20 protein-coding genes and 1 pseudogene are annotated in these 17007 nt (G+C 60.2%); 13 read left to right on the top strand and 8 right to left on the bottom strand.

Annotated elements, in window-relative coordinates; all coding sequences use genetic code 11:
* The gene (locus tag AC07VV_RS08000) at positions 1–330 is read right to left on the bottom strand and encodes a DUF6388 family protein (RefSeq protein ID WP_495035904.1); all 330 of its coding nucleotides are present in this window, start codon (positions 328–330) and stop codon (positions 1–3) included.
* A gap of 136 nt (positions 331–466) precedes the next feature.
* On the opposite strand from AC07VV_RS08000, the gene AC07VV_RS07995 reads away from it, so the two are divergent.
* The gene (locus AC07VV_RS07995) at positions 467–817 is read left to right on the top strand and encodes a hypothetical protein (RefSeq protein WP_096822637.1); all 351 of its coding nucleotides are present in this window, start codon (positions 467–469) and stop codon (positions 815–817) included.
* 20 nt (positions 818–837) lie between these two features.
* Here AC07VV_RS07995 and AC07VV_RS07990 read toward each other — a convergent pair whose 3' ends face one another.
* On the bottom strand, positions 838–1263 hold the full coding sequence (locus AC07VV_RS07990; RefSeq protein WP_096822636.1) for a GNAT family N-acetyltransferase: 426 nt from the start codon (positions 1261–1263) through the stop codon (positions 838–840).
* A 149-nt stretch (positions 1264–1412) separates the two neighbouring features.
* Here AC07VV_RS07990 and AC07VV_RS07985 point away from each other — a divergent pair, with 149 nt between their 5' ends.
* From AC07VV_RS07985 to AC07VV_RS07970, 4 genes and pseudogenes are all read left to right on the top strand, one after another.
* Positions 1413–1850 carry a hemerythrin domain-containing protein gene (locus AC07VV_RS07985; protein WP_273535945.1) on the top strand — a complete coding sequence of 146 codons (438 nt, stop codon included), beginning with the start codon at positions 1413–1415 and terminating at the stop codon, positions 1848–1850.
* Positions 1851–2073: 223 nt separating this feature from the next.
* Complete coding sequence (locus AC07VV_RS07980) at positions 2074–2709, top strand: lytic polysaccharide monooxygenase auxiliary activity family 9 protein (RefSeq protein WP_192558391.1); 636 nt, start codon at positions 2074–2076, stop codon at positions 2707–2709.
* Between the two features lie 39 nt (positions 2710–2748).
* A pseudogene (locus AC07VV_RS07975) lies at positions 2749–3777 on the top strand (chitinase); the annotation flags it as partial.
* A gap of 118 nt (positions 3778–3895) precedes the next feature.
* Positions 3896–4486, top strand: a complete 591-nt coding sequence (locus AC07VV_RS07970; RefSeq protein ID WP_493072123.1) for an NUDIX domain-containing protein — start codon at positions 3896–3898, stop codon at positions 4484–4486.
* On the opposite strand, the gene AC07VV_RS07965 is transcribed toward AC07VV_RS07970, so the two are convergent.
* Positions 4483–4998, bottom strand: coding sequence for a methylated-DNA--[protein]-cysteine S-methyltransferase (locus AC07VV_RS07965; protein WP_495035903.1), 516 nt, complete (start codon positions 4996–4998; stop codon positions 4483–4485). The genes AC07VV_RS07970 and AC07VV_RS07965 overlap by 4 nt on opposite strands.
* A 135-nt stretch (positions 4999–5133) precedes the next feature.
* Between AC07VV_RS07965 and ggt the strand changes: the two genes are divergently transcribed.
* From ggt to AC07VV_RS07950, 3 genes are all read left to right on the top strand, one after another.
* Entirely contained in the window at positions 5134–6861 is a 1728-nt protein-coding gene (gene ggt / locus AC07VV_RS07960) for a gamma-glutamyltransferase (protein ID WP_495035902.1), read from the top strand.
* 66 nt (positions 6862–6927) lie between these two features.
* Complete coding sequence (locus tag AC07VV_RS07955) at positions 6928–7461, top strand: cysteine hydrolase family protein (RefSeq protein ID WP_096822630.1); 534 nt, start codon at positions 6928–6930, stop codon at positions 7459–7461.
* 109 nt (positions 7462–7570) lie between these two features.
* Positions 7571–8590, top strand: coding sequence for a lysozyme inhibitor LprI family protein (locus AC07VV_RS07950; RefSeq protein ID WP_495035901.1), 1020 nt, complete (start codon positions 7571–7573; stop codon positions 8588–8590).
* A gap of 9 nt (positions 8591–8599) precedes the next feature.
* Here AC07VV_RS07950 and AC07VV_RS07945 read toward each other — a convergent pair whose 3' ends face one another.
* On the bottom strand, positions 8600–9241 hold the full coding sequence (locus AC07VV_RS07945) for a TetR/AcrR family transcriptional regulator (protein WP_495035951.1): 642 nt from the start codon (positions 9239–9241) through the stop codon (positions 8600–8602).
* 124 nt (positions 9242–9365) lie between these two features.
* Between AC07VV_RS07945 and AC07VV_RS07940 the strand changes: the two genes are divergently transcribed.
* Both AC07VV_RS07940 and AC07VV_RS07935 read left to right on the top strand, forming a co-directional pair.
* Positions 9366–9824 carry a GNAT family N-acetyltransferase gene (locus AC07VV_RS07940; RefSeq protein ID WP_495035900.1) on the top strand — a complete coding sequence of 153 codons (459 nt, stop codon included), beginning with the start codon at positions 9366–9368 and terminating at the stop codon, positions 9822–9824.
* Between the two features lie 118 nt (positions 9825–9942).
* Positions 9943–10557 carry a hypothetical protein gene (locus tag AC07VV_RS07935; protein WP_495035899.1) on the top strand — a complete coding sequence of 205 codons (615 nt, stop codon included), beginning with the start codon at positions 9943–9945 and terminating at the stop codon, positions 10555–10557.
* Positions 10558–10619: 62 nt separating this feature from the next.
* Here AC07VV_RS07935 and AC07VV_RS07930 read toward each other — a convergent pair whose 3' ends face one another.
* Both AC07VV_RS07930 and AC07VV_RS07925 read right to left on the bottom strand, forming a co-directional pair.
* The gene (locus AC07VV_RS07930; protein WP_495035898.1) at positions 10620–11165 is read right to left on the bottom strand and encodes a hypothetical protein; all 546 of its coding nucleotides are present in this window, start codon (positions 11163–11165) and stop codon (positions 10620–10622) included.
* A 79-nt stretch (positions 11166–11244) separates the two neighbouring features.
* Positions 11245–11538 carry a DUF7693 family protein gene (locus tag AC07VV_RS07925; protein ID WP_495035897.1) on the bottom strand — a complete coding sequence of 98 codons (294 nt, stop codon included), beginning with the start codon at positions 11536–11538 and terminating at the stop codon, positions 11245–11247.
* 159 nt (positions 11539–11697) lie between these two features.
* Here AC07VV_RS07925 and AC07VV_RS07920 point away from each other — a divergent pair, with 159 nt between their 5' ends.
* Positions 11698–13143 carry a SulP family inorganic anion transporter gene (locus AC07VV_RS07920; protein WP_495035896.1) on the top strand — a complete coding sequence of 482 codons (1446 nt, stop codon included), beginning with the start codon at positions 11698–11700 and terminating at the stop codon, positions 13141–13143.
* A gap of 19 nt (positions 13144–13162) precedes the next feature.
* Here AC07VV_RS07920 and AC07VV_RS07915 read toward each other — a convergent pair whose 3' ends face one another.
* On the bottom strand, positions 13163–13681 hold the full coding sequence (locus AC07VV_RS07915) for a carboxymuconolactone decarboxylase family protein (protein WP_495035895.1): 519 nt from the start codon (positions 13679–13681) through the stop codon (positions 13163–13165).
* Positions 13682–13814: 133 nt separating this feature from the next.
* On the opposite strand from AC07VV_RS07915, the gene AC07VV_RS07910 reads away from it, so the two are divergent.
* Positions 13815–14636 carry a cupin domain-containing protein gene (locus AC07VV_RS07910; protein ID WP_495035894.1) on the top strand — a complete coding sequence of 274 codons (822 nt, stop codon included), beginning with the start codon at positions 13815–13817 and terminating at the stop codon, positions 14634–14636.
* Between the two features lie 3 nt (positions 14637–14639).
* On the opposite strand, the gene AC07VV_RS07905 is transcribed toward AC07VV_RS07910, so the two are convergent.
* Positions 14640–15533 (bottom strand): DMT family transporter, encoded by an 894-nt coding sequence (locus AC07VV_RS07905; protein WP_495035893.1) that lies wholly within the window; start codon positions 15531–15533, stop codon positions 14640–14642.
* 91 nt (positions 15534–15624) lie between these two features.
* Here AC07VV_RS07905 and AC07VV_RS07900 point away from each other — a divergent pair, with 91 nt between their 5' ends.
* Positions 15625–16956 carry an aminotransferase-like domain-containing protein gene (locus AC07VV_RS07900; protein WP_495035892.1) on the top strand — a complete coding sequence of 444 codons (1332 nt, stop codon included), beginning with the start codon at positions 15625–15627 and terminating at the stop codon, positions 16954–16956.
* Positions 16957–17007 lie beyond the last annotated feature (51 nt).

Below are 17007 nucleotides of genomic sequence, written 5' to 3'. Positions count from 1 at the left end.
TCAGGGTTCTATGCCATAAAGGTCGCAATATTCCAACCAGTCCATCCCGGCCATCTCCGCCACTTCCCGGTGCACTTCCAGGCGTTGCGCCTGATAGTCCTCGGGCGTTGCAGCGGTCAGTTGCAGCGTCAGTTCCCAGGCAAACAAGCCCTGGTTTTCGGCCTCGGCTTCGAAGGCTTCGTGCAGGCGTTCTTCGCGGTACTGTGCCGGGGTTTCGCCTTTGGCCTGGGCCAGCAACGGGTTGAGATGATCGAGGGCTTCGCGCACTTCAGGGTGTGCATCGAGAAACAGTTTCAGGGCATGTTCATGTCGCTGGTCGGTAGGCGCCATGGGGTTTCCTTGTGGGGCTGATGACCTTTAATGTGCCGCAGCGGCCGGCGGGTGTCGCGCTCTAAATGCAGTAAAGCAGAACGATTTTGCGCGTTGCGGTGATACAGTCCGTTTTTTTTCCGAATGAGCGAATGCAATGCGAATGCTGATGGTGGCACTGGCGGCAACCCTGCTGGCCGGTTGCGCGGGTTCGGCGATGGAAGACGCCCGCACGCAAACCCCTTACAAGGTCCTGAACTCGGACAAACCCGAGAAAGTCGTGGCCCAGTGCGTGCAATTCGCCTGGCAGGACGAAGCGGTGTTCGGCGTCGATGCGGCGGCGTATCTGCAACCGGGCAAGAAGGGCGGTTCGACGGTCTACACCCGTTCGGCGGAGTCGTTTGTCGACGTGACCACGAATGCGTCCGGCACGGTGCTGAGCTACTACGCGCAGAAGGATGACTTTGTCGCCAAGCGCCGGCTGGCGGCGTTGGCGACCTGTCTGTAACACCTGGCGATCCGCGGGGTTCAGACGTCCAGACGCTTCTGGAAAAACATGCGTTTGTGCCCCGGCGGGTAATCCGACAACTCGCCAAACTGGCTATATCCCAGCTTCTTGTAGAACTCCGGTGCCTGAAAATCGAAGGTGTCGAGCCAGGCCCCGATGCAACCCTTCTCACGCGCCAGGTCTTCGGCCATGCGCATCAGTTTCGACCCGATCCCCTGGTGGCGACCCTGCTCCGGCACCGACAGCAAATCGACGAACAGCCACTGGCAGACCAACCGGCCATAGAGTCCACCCAGAATGGTGTCGTGTTCATCGCGTACCAGCAGCGTGAGCGGCTCCGATACGGCAATCCCGGCCTGAGCGACGTTGTAGGCGTGCAGCGGCGCCAGAATCGCCAGGCGTTCTTCTTCTGTAGAGTCTTGCGACAGCTCGATCCGTAAACTCATGTGCAACATCCTTATGGCAGTGAACCGGCAGCCTATCGCGCCTCGGTCAATTGATCCATCCCGGCATCGAACAGTTGGAACCGTCGCTCCAGCGTTGGGGTCTAGCCCTTGAAGGCGTTCATTCCGAATGCGTTTGCCTGGGAGAGTCCATGAATATTTTCGAAGCCCTTCGCGAAAGCCACGACCGGCAGCGCAGCTACGCCAAGACCTTGATCAAGACCAGCGGCGATACCCCGGAACGCGTCGAAGCCTACAAGCAACTGAAAGCCGAACTGCAGGCCCACGAAACGGCCGAAGAACGCCACTTCTACATCCCGCTGATGGAGTTCGACAACGGCGTCGATCTCAGTCGCCACGCCATCGCCGAACACCATGAAATGGACGAAATGATGGAGGAGCTCGACGAGACCGAAATGTCCAGCCCGGCCTGGCTGGCCACGGCGAAAAAGCTCTCGGACAAGGTCCATCACCACTTGAAGGAAGAGGAGCAGAAGTTCTTCCAGATGGCTGGCAAGCTGCTCGACGACAAACAGAAAGAACAGCTCGCCGGGCAGTATGAAAAGGAGTTCAAGGCGCAGCTTCCCTGAGCCGGTGAATGCAGGTTTTTGTAATGACGCCGTGTAGGCTTTTTGCCATGCGTTGGGTGAGCGTCGTCGCAATGTACTGTATTTATATCCAGTATTTTCGGTGTTTTACGAGTTACACCGCGGCAGGCTGCGACAAAACCGCCGATGGACAAAAAATCCCCCTCCGTTAGCTTGAAGGCCTCTTCTCGGAAAGGAGAGTTCTTAAATCAACGGAGTGAAAAACATGAACCAACCACAAGCTCAAACCCAACTGCGACACGGTCGCGTCATTTCCCCTGCAAGCCGCGGTGCGGTGGCCATCGAACAAGGACTGCTCGGTGGCTGGCAGGTCAACGAGATGGAAGGTGGCAAGAACTTCCCGGCACTGGTGGCCGGCCCGTTCCCGGCGCCTTTCGAGTCGGATAACCCGAGTGTCGTGCCTCCGGCCGATGGTCACATTCTCAGCGGTGGCAAGGACGATGCCCGCGATTGCGTAAACTTCACCGACGAGGAAATGAGCAAGAAGCTCGGTCGTCCGTTCACCTGGCCGCTGCTCAACGTCACCCCTGGCCAGACCCTTGAAGTCAAATGGGAATACACCGCGCCGCACACCACCCGCGGTTACCGCTGGCTGATCACCAAGGATGGCTGGGACCCGAAACAACGCATCACCCGTGCACAACTGGAAGCAAAACCGTTCGCCGAGGACTTCTATCCGCAAGTGCCGTACTACAGTCATGCGGCGGAGCTGAAGGCCAAGGTCAATCACGCAGTGAAACTTCCGGCCAACAAGCAAGGTCATCACGTTGTTGTCCTGATGTGGATCGTTGCCAACACCGGCAACGCCTTTTATCAGGCCTTCGATGTGGACTTCAAATAAGTCCGTAACACCCACCTACACGTTCTGAAGGATTAGAACATGTCAAATATCGACTTCACCTTATTGCAAAACCAGGCGAGCGACGCGGCTTCGCTGATGCCGAGCATCGCCGGCAAGAAGATCCTCATGGGCTTCTGGCACAACTGGCCGGCCGGCCCGAGCGATGGCTATCAGCGTGGTCAGTTCGCCAACATCGCCCTGGAAAACGTGCCCAAGGACTACAACGTGGTTGCGGTTGCGTTCATGAAGGGCAGCGGGATTCCGACCTTCAAGCCCTATAACGTCTCCGATGCCGAGTTTCGCCGCCAGGTTGGCGTACTCAACAGCCAGGGCCGGGCCGTACTGATTTCCCTCGGCGGCGCCGATGCGCACATCGAGTTGCGTGCCGGGCAGGAGCAGCCGCTGGCCAACGAAATCATCCGTCTGGTGGAAACCTACGGCTTCGACGGCCTGGACATCGATCTTGAACAGAGCGCGATTGATTTCGCTGCCAACAAGACCGTCCTGCCGGCCGCCCTGAAACTGGTCAAGGATCACTACGCAGGCCAGGGCAAGCATTTCATCATCAGCATGGCCCCGGAATTTCCGTACCTGACCACCACTGGCAAATACGTCGGTTACTTGCAGGCGCTGGAAGGCTACTACGACTTCATCGCGCCGCAGTTCTACAACCAGGGCGGTGACGGTGTCTGGGTGCCGGAGGCCAACAACGGCAACGGTGCGTGGATCGCGCAGAACAACGATGCGCTGAAAGAGGACTTCCTCTACTACCTGACCGAAAGTCTGGTGACCGGCACTCGCGGGTTCACCAAAATCCCTGCGGACAAGTTCGTCATCGGCCTGCCAGCCAACGTCGACGCCGCAGCCACCGGTTACGTGATCGACAAAAACGTGGTCGGCAATGCGATGAAACGCCTGGCGGTCAAAGGTCACCCGATCAAGGGCCTGATGACCTGGTCGGTAAACTGGGACAACGGCACCAGCAAGGATCGTGTGCCGTACAACTGGGAGTTCAGTCGGCGTTATGGTCCGTTGATCAACGGCGCAGGAGCTGCCTCGCCGGAGCCTGATGTCGCGATAGCAGACATGGCCCGTCAGCGGTAATCGAATAAAAAGCCCGGTAGCGCTGCCGGGCTTTTTTTCGCCTAACATGGGGCCTCCCGATGACAACAATGGATGAAGCGTCATGCCCAACACCGCCGAGCGGATCAATATCGTCGACACTCAGGTGTTGTCCCACGACTGGTACCTGCTGAAGAAAATCACCTTCGACTACCTGCGCAACAACGGCGAATGGCAACGCCAGACCCGTGAGGTCTACGACCGTGGCAATGGTGCGGCGATTCTGTTGTTCAACCGCGAAAAACGCACAGTGGTACTGACTCGCCAGTTCCGTCTGCCGGTGTTCGTCAACGGTCACGACGGTTTGCTGATCGAGGTCGCGGCCGGGTTGCTGGAAGGCGCAGCACCGGAGCAGCGCATTCGCGATGAGGCCGAGGAGGAAACCGGTTACCGCGTGCATGACGTGAAGAAAGTGTTCGAGGCTTACATGAGCCCGGGTTCAGTGACCGAGAAGCTGCACTTCTTCGTCGCTGAATATGACGCGAAGTCGAAGGTTGGCGACGGCGGCGGCCTGGAGGAGGAAACCGAAGAACTGGAGGTGCTGGAGTGGCGTTTCGACGATGCACTGGCAGCGTTCCATCGAGGCGAAATCTGCGATGCCAAGACCATCATGCTGTTGCAGTACGCGGCGATGAATAACTTCTTCGGCGCTTAAAACAGATCACCGGTTTTGCCGATGTCCGACCACTGGCCACCTTCCAGTGTCAGCAACCGCTCCTTGGCTTCAAGGCCTCCGGCAAACCCGGTCAGTTTTCCCGACGCTCCGATCACCCGATGACAGGGCGCGATGATTGAAATCGGGTTTCTGCCGTTCGCCGCGCCCACCGCACGCACTGCGCTGGGGTGACCGATCTGCCGGGCAATCTGGCTGTAGGTGCGGGTTTCGCCAAACGGGATGGTCAGCAATGCGGTCCAGACCTTTTTCTGGAATTCGGTGCCGACGAAATCCAGATCCAGATCGAACGCACTTCGCGTCCCGACAAAATATTCTTTCAGTTGCTGCGCGGTTTTCATCAACACCGGATTGTCCGGGGCTTCGTTCATCGGCCCGAGGCGCACTCGGTTCGGTTTGTCGTTTTCCCAGAGGATGGCGGCCAGTCGTGAACCGTTCGCGACCAGCTTCAACTCGCCCACGGGCGAGGGCAGGGTGATGAACGTGTAGGCCATGGGGAAAACTCCGGATCGGGTCGGCAACAGCGCCCAGCATACTGCCGGATCGGGGAGGCGCAAACCGCAATCGCGACCATACTGGCTGATGCTCTTGAAGCGCTTTCCTACCTTATAAAAAGAAGAGACCGACTCATGAAGTACGAACCTTTTGCCAAATCGCTGATTGCGACCTCATTGGCGCTCAGCTGCCTCATGGCTCACGCCGCCTCCGTGGCACCGGTTGCCGCCGAAAACGGCATGGTGGTCACCGCCCAGCATCTGGCGACCCATGTGGGTGTCGATGTACTGAAAAGTGGCGGTAACGCGGTTGATGCGGCGGTCGCCGTAGGCTACGCACTGGCGGTGGTTTACCCGGCAGCGGGCAACCTCGGTGGTGGTGGTTTCATGACCATTCAACTGGCGGACGGACGCAAGACCTTCCTCGACTTCCGGGAGAAAGCCCCATTGGCCGCCACGGCCGACATGTACCTCGACAAGCAGGGCAACGTCATTCCTGATCTGAGTACCCGTGGTCACCTGGCCGTTGGCGTTCCTGGCACCGTGTCCGGCATGGAGCTGGCGCTGAGCAAGTACGGCACCAAGCCGCGCAAGGACATGATCGCCCCGGCGATCAAACTGGCGGAAGAAGGTTTCGAGCTGGAGCAGGGCGACGTCGAGCTGCTGGATTACGCCACCGACGTGTTCAAGAAGGACATCAAGGATTCCGGTGCGATTTTCCTGAGCAACGGCGAGCCGATGCAGGTCGGGCAGAAACTGGTGCAGAAGGATCTGGGCAAGACCCTGCGCACCATTTCTGAAAAAGGCGCGGACGGTTTCTACAAAGGCTGGGTCGCCGACGCCATCGTCACGTCCAGCCAAGCCAACAAGGGCATCATCACCCAGGCCGACCTCGACAAATACAAGACCCGCGAACTGGCTCCGGTGGAGTGCGACTATCGCGGTTATCACGTCGTGTCGGCGCCACCGCCAAGCTCCGGTGGTGTGGTGATCTGCCAGATCATGAACATCCTGGAAGGCTACCCGATGAAGGATCTGGGCTTCCATTCGGCCCAGGGCATGCACTACCAGATCGAGGCGATGCGCCACGCGTATGTGGATCGCAACAGCTATCTGGGCGACCCGGATTTCGTGAAGAACCCGATCGAGCATCTGCTGGACAAGAACTACGCGACCAAGCTGCGTGACGCGATCCAGCCGCAGAAGGCCGGTGTGTCGGCGGAACTGAAACCCGGCGTTGCGCCGCACGAAGGCAGCAACACCACGCACTACTCGATCGTCGACAAGTGGGGCAATGCGGTGTCGGTCACCTACACCCTCAACGACTGGTTCGGCGCAGGCGTGATGGCGAGCAAGACCGGGGTGATCCTCAACGATGAAATGGACGACTTCACCTCGAAAGTCGGCGTGCCGAACATGTACGGCCTGGTGCAGGGCGAAGCCAACGCCATCGCGCCCGGCAAGGCGCCGCTGTCGTCGATGAGCCCGACCATCGTGACCAAGGACGGCAAGGTGGTGATGGTGGTGGGCACGCCGGGTGGTAGTCGCATCATCACGGCAACCTTGCTGACCATGCTCAATGTCATCGACTACGGCATGGGCCTGCAGGAAGCGGTCGATGCGCCGCGTTTCCACCAGCAGTGGATGCCGGAGCAAACCAACCTCGAAGACTTCGCCGCCAGCCCCGACACGAAGAAGATTCTCGAGAGCTGGGGCCATAAGTTCGCGGGTCCGCAGGACGCCAACCACATCGCTGCCATTCTGGTCGGCGCGCCGTCGCTGGGCGGTAAACCGGTCGGCAAGAACCGCTTCTACGGCGCCAACGATCCACGGCGCAACACCGGGTTGTCATTGGGTTACTGAGAAGGGTAAAAAGGGGGCGGGCACACGTCCGCCCCTGTCTCAAGGACCGATCAAGGAAGGCTCACCATGACCACCGCATTGCTGATCATCGATGTCCAGCGCGCCCTGTGCACAGGCGAATACGAGTGCCACGACATCAAACGGGTGATCGACACCATCAACGGCCTCAGTGCCCGCGCGCGCAAGGCTGGGGTTACAGTCGTACTGATCCAGCATAACGAAAAGGACAGTCCGTTCGTCCACGGCACCGAGGGCTGGCAACTGGCTGACGGCCTGGCAACCGCGCCGGGCGATCTGCGCGTCGACAAGACCGCCAACGACTCGTTCTACCAGACCAACCTGCAGAAACTGATCCCCCGGGAAGACTTCGATCGCCTGGTGATCTGCGGTCTGCAGACCGATTACTGCGTCAACGCTACCGTGCGCCAGGCCCATCAACTGGGCTACGACGTGGAACTGGCGGCCGACGCTCATTCCACCGTCGATAACGGCAACATGAGCGCCGAAGACATCATCGCCGAGCACAACAAGGACTGGGCGCATCTGACCGGTTCCGTGGCTCGGATCGATGTGAAACCGGCAGCTGACATCGCGTTCTGATGCTCTTTTGCCGAAGCCCTCGGTTGCCTGCCTGCAACCGGTGAAAATTCCAGAGCATCGATAGCCCGGGCCCGGCATACTGCCGCCGCCTCAGGAATGGAATCTGTCGATGCTCGCTTTCAATCTCCGTCACGCCTTGCTGCTGACGTCTCTCGTTTTTGCTGCCAACACTCACGCTGCCAGTTTCGACTGCGCCGGCGCTTCCAGCCCGGTTGAAAAAGCGATTTGTGCGGATCCGTATACCTCGAGTCTTGATGAGAGACTTGGGGGGCTCTGGCGCAAAACGCTGGTGCAGGTGGCTGATCCGCAAGCGCTCAAGGCTGATCAGCGTTCGTGGTTGAAACAACGCAATCGATGCGCCGCCAATGGCTCCTGTCTGCGTCGTGAATATCTGATGCGTCTGAAAGCGCTCGAATACGTGGCCAAACCGTTCAGTTGGAATGCTACCTGGCAGATGATTCCGTGGGGTGTTTCATCGGCGGCAGAAGTCACAACCAAGCGTCTGGACGCCACTCATATTGCCTTTGATATTTCTGCGTCGAATGGTGGCAACTCTGGAGACATGGACGGTGTGGCCACACTCGACGGTGACGTAGCGCATTTCGACGGAGGGAACTGCACCCTGAAGTTCAGTGCGTTCAACGGTTTGCTGGATGTCGATTCGGATGGCGGTAATGGGGCGTGTAGTGGCGGGATGGGCGTTTACTACGGCGGTCGGTATGTGGCATCCGAGCAACCGATCGCGATTGAATACGACTTGCTGAGCCTTGGCGTAGTACATACGCAGCAAGAAGACCAGACGCTGCGCACGTTGCTCAAAAATGATTATCAGACGCTGCTACAAAACAGTGGCTCGATGGCAACGGGTGAAAACTCTAGTGATGTGCCGGAGGGGGAAGTCAACGAGTTCTGGTTGCGGGGCCTGGCTACCAGCAATGCGGCGATTCTGATGAGCGCGCCGGGAGGCCGAATTTGGCTGGTGCTATTGGTTTTCGATGAGCAACGCAAAGTCAGGGCGCGCTATTACACCAACGTTCCCAAATGGAAAACCCGGGTGCCTGATGTGCTGTTGGCGTGGCGTGAACGCTTGGCGGGGCATGCAACACTGCCTTTGGACCTGATGCCATGACTTCGCCGCTCAAGTCGCAAACATCAACCTGCGAACATCACTCACCGGCTCGGACACCACGCCGCCCAGCACCAGCCGCGTAATGGTATCCGCCGCCCTTTCATAGTCCGCATCCTGCGGCACTTCCCGCCCGGTGATGCGCCCCATCTGCCAGCCGATATTGGTGTAGGTGCGCGTCGCCGACCAGATGAACAACATCAAATGCTCGGGATCGACCGGCGCCAGCAAGCCGCGCTCGATCCAGCTGCGCAAACACTCGACATTGCGCCGGGCTTCGGCGTGCAACAGGTCGCGACATTCGTCCGGCAACTGGCGACCGCCCAGTAGCAGTTCACCACTGAACACCTTGGCAATCGCCGGATGCTCGCGGGCGATGCGGATGCGGGCGGCGACGTAGGCGCGCAGGCCGATCAGCGGGTCGTCACTTTCGCGCAGCACCGCCGAGGCTTCCAGCAGCGGCTCGACGAAGCCGAGCAGCACTTTGCCGTAGAGGTTTTCCTTGCTCTGGAAGTAGTAATACAGATTGGCCTTGGGCACCCCGGCGCGGGCCGCGATGTCGCGGGTCTGGGTCGCGTCGAAGCCGTTGGCGGCAAACTCTTCGCTGGCGGCTTTGAGGATCTGTTGCTGGTTGCGTTCGCGGATGCTGCTCATGGACGGCATGGAAGGTCTGGCCATTTCGGGCTCGCAATATACAAAACTATATAGCGGTTAAGCCAGCGTACTCGACGGACAGCGCTATGCTGGTGCAATCATTGGAATCGATCGGGGAGGGGATATGAGTCTTCAGGCACTGCGCGCCCACGCGGAACATCTGGATGCGGTAGCAGAATTGTTCGACGGTTATCGCGGTTTTTATGGCCAGCCGTCGAACCTGGCGCAATCGCGGGCCTTCATCGCCGAGCGCATGGCCGGCAATGAATCGGCTATTTTTCTGGTTGAGGACGAAAGCGGTAACGCGCTGGGATTCGTCCAGTTGTACCCGACATTTTCTTCGATAGACGCCCACCGGACATGGCTGCTCAGCGACCTGTTCACCACGCCGGCCGCCCGAGGCCGTGGAGTCGGACGATTGCTGATGAACACCGCGCGCGACTTCGCCGTCGAAACTGGCGCCAAGGGCCTGGTGCTGGAAACCGCCACTGACAACTTCACCGCCCAGGGGTTGTACGAGTCCCTCGGTTGGGTGCGTGACACCGGGTATTACACTTACGTGCTCGACCTGCGGCAGGACTGAACCGGCAATATTTTCAGGTTTTCCCGAATCAGGTCTTTTCCCGAGCGCGGACGATCACTAGAATCCGCCCCGGCGCTCCGCAATGGAGGCTCTTTGATATCATTTTAGGGACGACATCATGCAATTCGGGAAAATCCTTGCGCTGGGTCTGGTGCTCACGCTGGGCGGCTGTGCCAGTTTCACCAAGGATGAAGTAGCACCGGTCACGCTTCCATCGATGGCCAACTACGCCAACAAACCTAACGTTTATGTGGATTTCGACTTCTACCAGGGCGAGCCGAAAAGCGCTTCCGCCGTGGAAATTCCGCAAGCGCGTGACAACCTCAAGCCACAGCTGCAAAAGATCCTGAAGGATTCAGGTCTGTTCGGCCGCGTGACCCTCGATCAGTTCGAGAAACAGCCAGGCGATTACAGCCTGCGCCTGAAGATGTACAACCATCCGCCGAATGCCGGTTCGATGGTACTGGCGTTCATCAGCGGCTTCAGCATGATGGTCATCCCGGCCTATGGCACCGACCAGTACACATTGAGCCTGGAAACCCTCGACCAGAACGGCCAGGCGATGGCCACTGCCAGCAACCATGACGCGGTTGGCACCTGGTTTGGCATCTGGTTTATCCCGTTGATGGCCAACACGCCTAAAGACGCGATCAATGACACCTTCAATCGCCAGGTCAATGCGCTGCTCAAACAATGGGTCGAGAGCAACAGCCCGAAATACTCGGCGCTCTGAACGACTCGCCCGTCGACAGGAAGCCAAAAAAAGAGCCGCAATCGCGGCTCTTTTTTTTGCCCTTACTTCAGGGCCTGAATGAACTGAGGATCGCTGTACAGATCCTTCAGCAAATCCTGCAGCATCGGGTTGTAGGCGTTGGTCGCGTTGGGAATCGCGATGAAGCCGAAGAAGCTGCTGCTCCATTGGTGGCTGACTTCCTTGGTCGCGTCGTACACCACGTTCTTGCCGTCGAGCATCGTGAAGCGCGCGGCAATCTTGCCGTCACCGGTGCCCATCCCGGCATTCAACTGGTTTTTCACTACCAGCACTTGCAGGTGGCGAGTAGCGTTCGGGTCGAGCAGGCCGGCCTTGCGCAGTTCTTCGGTGATCGCGTCCTGGATATGCGCCGGGATGCTGCCCGTCGGCGACTTGATCGGGTTGGCGCGGACCATCAACGAGCCTTCGCCCGACTCGGCGGTAACCTGCGGATTGCTGATCGCGTGCAGCGGCGGAGTTTGCTTGAGCTTTTGAACGTTGTCGAAGCTTGGCTCGTAACGGGTCATGGTCATGCCACAGCCTTGCAGGAGCAGAGCAAACAGCGGGACCAACAGCAGCGTTTTTTTCACGGCAGTTCCTTGCGCGTTGAAGAAGGGGGGGCGAATTATGGGCAGAGTGCCATCATCCGGCAACCTTCTTTGCCGTGAGTCAATCAACCTGTCGCAACAACGCTTCGATCCGGGCCAGTTCCCAGGTACTCAGCAGGCTGACCGGATCGGTGCCAAAGCGTTGCCGGGTGTCGAGTGTCCATCGACGACCTTGCGGACAACGACAGTCGCAACAGTGGTGCAGGCGTTGGCCGTCGAAGTCGAGTTGCAGGTTCCAGCCTTCAATGTCGACTGAAACCTGACCGGATCGCGGACCCGTCACCCGGAAATGGCGCACGCCCAGCGCGGCATCACGCAGGCACTGGCAAACTTCGCGGGCGGATAAAGGTGACATGTTCAAACCCGTAGATTAACCAAGCCCGCAAGCATAGAGCGCCAACCCGTCCCTGTCAGCGATCACTGGCCCGTGCCCGGGCATTTGCGTAACATCCGCAACCCTCTTTTTCCCGCGAATGCAGTGGCCGCCCGTGTCGGCCGCCTTGTCAGGTAAGCCATGAAACCGATTCGTCTGCGCGCCGATGTCCTGGCCGGACTCACCACCTCGTTTGCCCTGTTGCCCGAATGCATTGCGTTTGCGCTGGTGGCTCACCTCAATCCGCTGATGGGCCTGTACGGCGCCTTCATCATTTGCACGCTGACCGCGCTGTTTGGTGGCCGGCCGGGCATGGTGTCCGGGGCGGCCGGTTCGATGGCGGTGGTGATCGTCGCGCTGGTGGTACAGCACGGCGTGCAGTATCTGCTGGCGACGGTGTTGCTCGGTGGCTTGATCATGATGGCGTTCGGGCTGTTGCGCCTGGGCAAACTGGTGCGCATGGTGCCGCACCCGGTGATGCTCGGGTTCGTCAACGGTCTGGCGATCATCATTGCGCTGGCGCAACTGGAGCATTTCAAGAGCGGTGAACAGTGGCTCAGCGGCACGCCGCTGTACCTGATGACCGGGCTGGTGCTGCTGACCATGGCCATCGTCTACCTGCTGCCGCGCCTGACCCGCGCGGTGCCACCGGCACTGGTGGCGATCCTCGGCGTCGGGCTGCTGGTCTACCTGTTCGGCCTGCCGACCCGCACCCTCGGCGACATGGCGCATATCGCCGGCGGTCTGCCGACGTTCGCGCTGCCGGACATCCCGTGGAATCTGGAAACCCTGCGCATCATTGCGCCTTACGCGATTCTGATGGCGCTGGTCGGCCTGCTGGAAACCTTGCTGACCCTCAACCTCACCGACGAAATCACCGAAACCCGTGGCTACCCGGATCGCGAATGCGTGGCGCTGGGCGCGGCAAACATGGTGTCCGGCGCGTTCGGCGGCATGGGTGGTTGCGCGATGATCGGCCAGACCGTGATCAACCTCAGTTCCGGCGGGCGCGGGCGGTTGTCCGGGGTGGTGGCGGGGGTGCTGATCCTGCTGTTCATTCTGTTTCTGTCACCGCTGATCGAGCGGATTCCGCTGGCGGCGCTGGTGGGGGTGATGTTCGTGGTGTCGCAGCAGACGTTTGCCTGGGCCTCGTTGCGGGTGCTGAACAAAGTGCCGCTCAACGATGTGCTGGTGATCATCGCGGTAACCACCATCACGGTGTTCACCGATCTGGCCACGGCAGTGCTGTGCGGGATCATCATCGCGGCGCTGAACTTTGCCTGGCAGCAAGCGCGCGAGTTGTACGCCGATGAACACCTGGAAGCCGACGGCAGCAAACTCTATCGCCTGCACGGCACGCTGTTTTTTGCCTCGACCACGCCGTTTCTCAATCAGTTCGACCCGGCCAGCGACCCACAGCGGGTGACGCTGGACTGTCGGCACCTGAGCTTTGTCGACTACTCGGCCATCGCTGCGCTGAAAACCCTGCGCGAGCGTTACGCCAAGGCCGGCAAGCAGTTGCAGGTGTTTCACCTGTCCGAGCGCTGCAAGAAACTGCTGAAACGCGCCGGGGTCGATCACGACTGAGATCGACCCCGGTCACTGATCAGGCATCGATGGCCGGGAAATCGATGTCGGTCAGCGCCACGTTGTTGAGGTAGTTGGTCAGGGTCTGCGCGGCGACGATGGCGATTACTTCGATGATCTTCTTGTCGTCGATGCCGGCAGCGCGGGCGGCGGCGATCTGTTCATCGCTCAGATGGCCACGGGTTTCCGTCAGTTGATGGGCGAGGGCGGCAAAGGCGTTCAGCCGGCCATGACGCGCTTCGATGATTTCTTCTGCTGCCAGCCCGGCCTTGCTGGCAAACAAGGTGTGCGCCGCCAGGCAATAATCGCAGCCGTTGACCTGCGACGTGGCGAGGTACACCGCTTCTTTTTCCTTGGCGCTCAGCGACGTCTTGCCCAGCGTGGCAGAGATTTGCACGTAGGCATCCAGCGCAACGGGGGCAGTGGCCAGGGTCTTGAACAGGTTGGGCAGGAAACCGATTTTTTTCTGCACGCCTTCAAGCGTCGGGCGAGTGGTGTCGGTGGCGGTTTCGAGGCTGACTGGGGCGATGCGGCTCATAGTGATTCTCCGAAAATCCGGTGCGATGTGCGCCGGGGATGGAGGTCATGTTATTGAGCGCGACTGGTGCTTTGGGTGCAAATCGTCGAGGATATGCGACAGATCGTCCAAACCTTCCGTCGGGGATTCTTCCATGGATCGCTTGTCCACGTTGCTCAGCCATTTCGGCGTCAATGCCGGCACCTTCCACAGCGGCACCTTCTGCGGCATCAGTGCCTACGGTGGCGATCAGGTCTGCGGCCATGTGCATCTGTTGCAGGCCGGGCAGGTGTTGCTCAAGCCGGGGAATGACCCCGAACTCACGCTCAGTGAACCGACGCTGATTTTCTTCCCCCGACCCTTCGCCCACCGACTGTTCGCAGATGAAGCCATGAACACGCGACTGGTGTGCGCCTCGCTGACGTTTGATGGCGGTGCGGGCAATGCGCTGGCGGCGGCGCTGCCGGATTATCTGGTGCTGAAACTCGCCGACCTTCCCGAAATGGCCAGTACCCTGGAGTGGCTGTTCAAGGAAGCGTTCGACGGTCATTGCGGGCGTGAAGCGGTGATGGATCGGTTGTTCGAACTGCTGGTGATCCTGCTGTTGCGGCATCTCATCAGCAGTCGCGACCAGCAGCCGGGCATGATGGCGGGGTTGGCGGATCCGAAGATTTCCCGTGCGTTGAGCCTGATGCACGACCAACCGGCCAAGGCCTGGAGCGTCGCCGAACTGGCAGCGACCGCGCATGTGTCCCGCGCCGGATTTGCCGAGCATTTCCGGCGAGTGGTGGGGCAGACGCCGGTGGATTATCTGGTGAGCTGGCGCATCAGCCTCGCGCAGAAACGTCTGCGCGAAGGCCGACCGATCGCCCTGATCGCCGAAGAGGTCGGCTATGAAAGCCCTTCGGCGCTGGCCCGGGCGTTTCGGCGCAAGACCGGGCTCAGTCCGCGGGAGTGGAAGGCCGGTGTGAGTTGAAGGTCATTTGGCGAATTTCTTCGCCCCGGCCACGCACAGGATCACGCCCAACGTGACCACCAGCATGCCGGTGCTGACGTGCTCATGCAGCAACGTCGCCGCCAACGCCAGGCCGAAAAACGGCTGTAACAACTGCAACTGTCCGACCGCCGCAATCCCGCCCTGAGCCAGCCCGCGATACCAGAACACAAAACCGATCAGCATGCTGAACAGCGAAACGTAAGCCAGGCACACCCACGCCGACACGCTGATGCCGCTGAACGAGGCAGGCGCCCGCCATACGCTGAGCACGGCCATCACCGGCAACGACAACACCAGCGCCCAGCAGATCACCTGCCAGCCGCCGAGGGTGCGCGACAGTTTTGCGCCTTCGGCATAACCGAGACCGCAGGCGAGGATCGCCGCCAGCATCAGCAGATCACCGGTGGGCGAGGCCGTCAGTCCTTGGGAAACCGCAAAACCGACCACCAGCGAACTGCCCAGCACCGAAAAGATCCAGAACACCGGGCGTGGCCGTTCGCCTCCACGCAACACGCCGAAAATCGCTGTCGCCAGTGGCAGCAATCCTACAAACACAATGGAATGCGCCGATGTCACGTATTGCAGCGCAAGGGCGGTCAATAACGGGAAACCTACGACCGCGCCCAGCGCGACAATCAACAACGAGAACCACTGATCCCGCGCCGGGCGTCGTTCGCGAAACAGCCATAACAGGCACAGCGCCAACACCCCGGCGATAGTGGCGCGGATGACGGTGAGGAACACCGGGTCGAATTCCAGCACCGCCAGCCGCGTGGCCGGCAGCGAGCCGCTGAAAATCACGACGCCGATGAAACCGTTGATCCAGCCGCTGGTTTTTTCCAGGGCTGGTGCGGGCAGATTCGTGGTTCGTTCCATGTTGGGTCACGCTCAAAAGTGGGGTTGCTTGTGGCTCATCCTAGGGTTGAGAATCAGCACAATCAAAGAATTGTCATGGATACATCCCGACATGCCGCGCTCCCGATACAAGACCCTGGTCGATACCTACGCCGCCGACATTCGCAACGGGCGCCTGTTGCCCGGCACGCGGCTGCCGACCCACCGGCAACTGGCCGCCAGCGAAGGGCTGGCGCTGGTCACGGCGTCGCGGGTGTACGCGGAGCTTGAGGCCATGGGCCTGGTCAGCGGCGAAGCGGGGCGAGGTACCTTTGTGCGTGAGACATCGCTGCCGCCGGGGCATAGCATCGATCAGAAAGACGTGGCGGTCGGCATGGTCGACCTCAACTTCAACTACCCGTCGTTGCCCGGTCAGGCCGAGCTGCTGCGAACAGCGCTGCGGCAATTAGCGCTGTCCGGCGACCTCGAAGCGCTGCTGCGCTATCAACCCCACGCCGGCCGCGTGCACGAGCGCGCCTCGGTCGCGCGACATTTGCAAACCCGTGGCCTGAAGGTCGATGCCGGGCAAGTGCTGATCGTCAACGGCGCGCAACAGGGGCTGGCCGTCGCGCTGATGGCGTTGTTCAAGCCCGGTGATGTCATTGCCGCCGATGCCTTGACCTATTCCGGCTTCAAGGTGCTGGCCGAAGCATTGCACCTGGAAGTGGTGGCGATTCCGGTGACCGATCACGGGCCGGATTTGCCAGCGCTGGAGCGACTCTGCCGAAGCCGCTCGGTGCGTGCCGTGTACAGCATGCCGACCCTGCACAATCCGCTCGGCTGGGTCATGTCCCTTGATCAGCGCGAACAGCTGGTGGCGATTGCCCAACAGCATGATCTGACGATCATCGAAGACGCGGCCTACGCCTTTCTGGTCGATAACCCGCCGCCACCGTTGGCCTCTCTGGCAGCGGAGCGGACGATTTACGTCTCGGGCCTCTCGAAAAACATCGCCACCGGCCTGCGCGTCGGCTTCATCGCCGCGCCGCTGCAAACCGTCCCGACCCTTGAACGCATCATCCGCGCCACCACCTGGAACACCCCCGGCGTCATGACCGCAATTGCCTGCGGCTGGCTCGACGACGGCACCGTCACGGTGCTCGAAGCGCAAAAACGTCACGACGCTCGGGCACGTCAGCTGCTGGCGGGCGAAATACTCAAAGACATCGAGCACATCGGCCATCCGTCCTCGTATTTCCTCTGGCTGCCACTGCCGGAGGATGCCCGCGCCGATCAGGTCGTGGTCGAGTTGATGCAGCAGCAGATTGCGGTATCGATCGCCGAACCGTTCGTGGTTTCGGCGCACGTCCCCCATGCGATCCGGATTGCCCTGGGTTCAGTGGACATGGATGTGCTGCGACAGGCACTGATAAAAGTCCGGCAGGTTGTGAGCGCCTACCACTAGCCGAAGCCCATTCGGACGACCACAAAATGCTACCCTTGCGCCGCCCGATTT

Source organism: Pseudomonas sp. GW821-FHT02C04, assembly GCF_059421845.1.
Note: the sequence above shows the minus strand (reverse complement) of the source record. Positions and strands in the feature narration are given on the sequence as shown.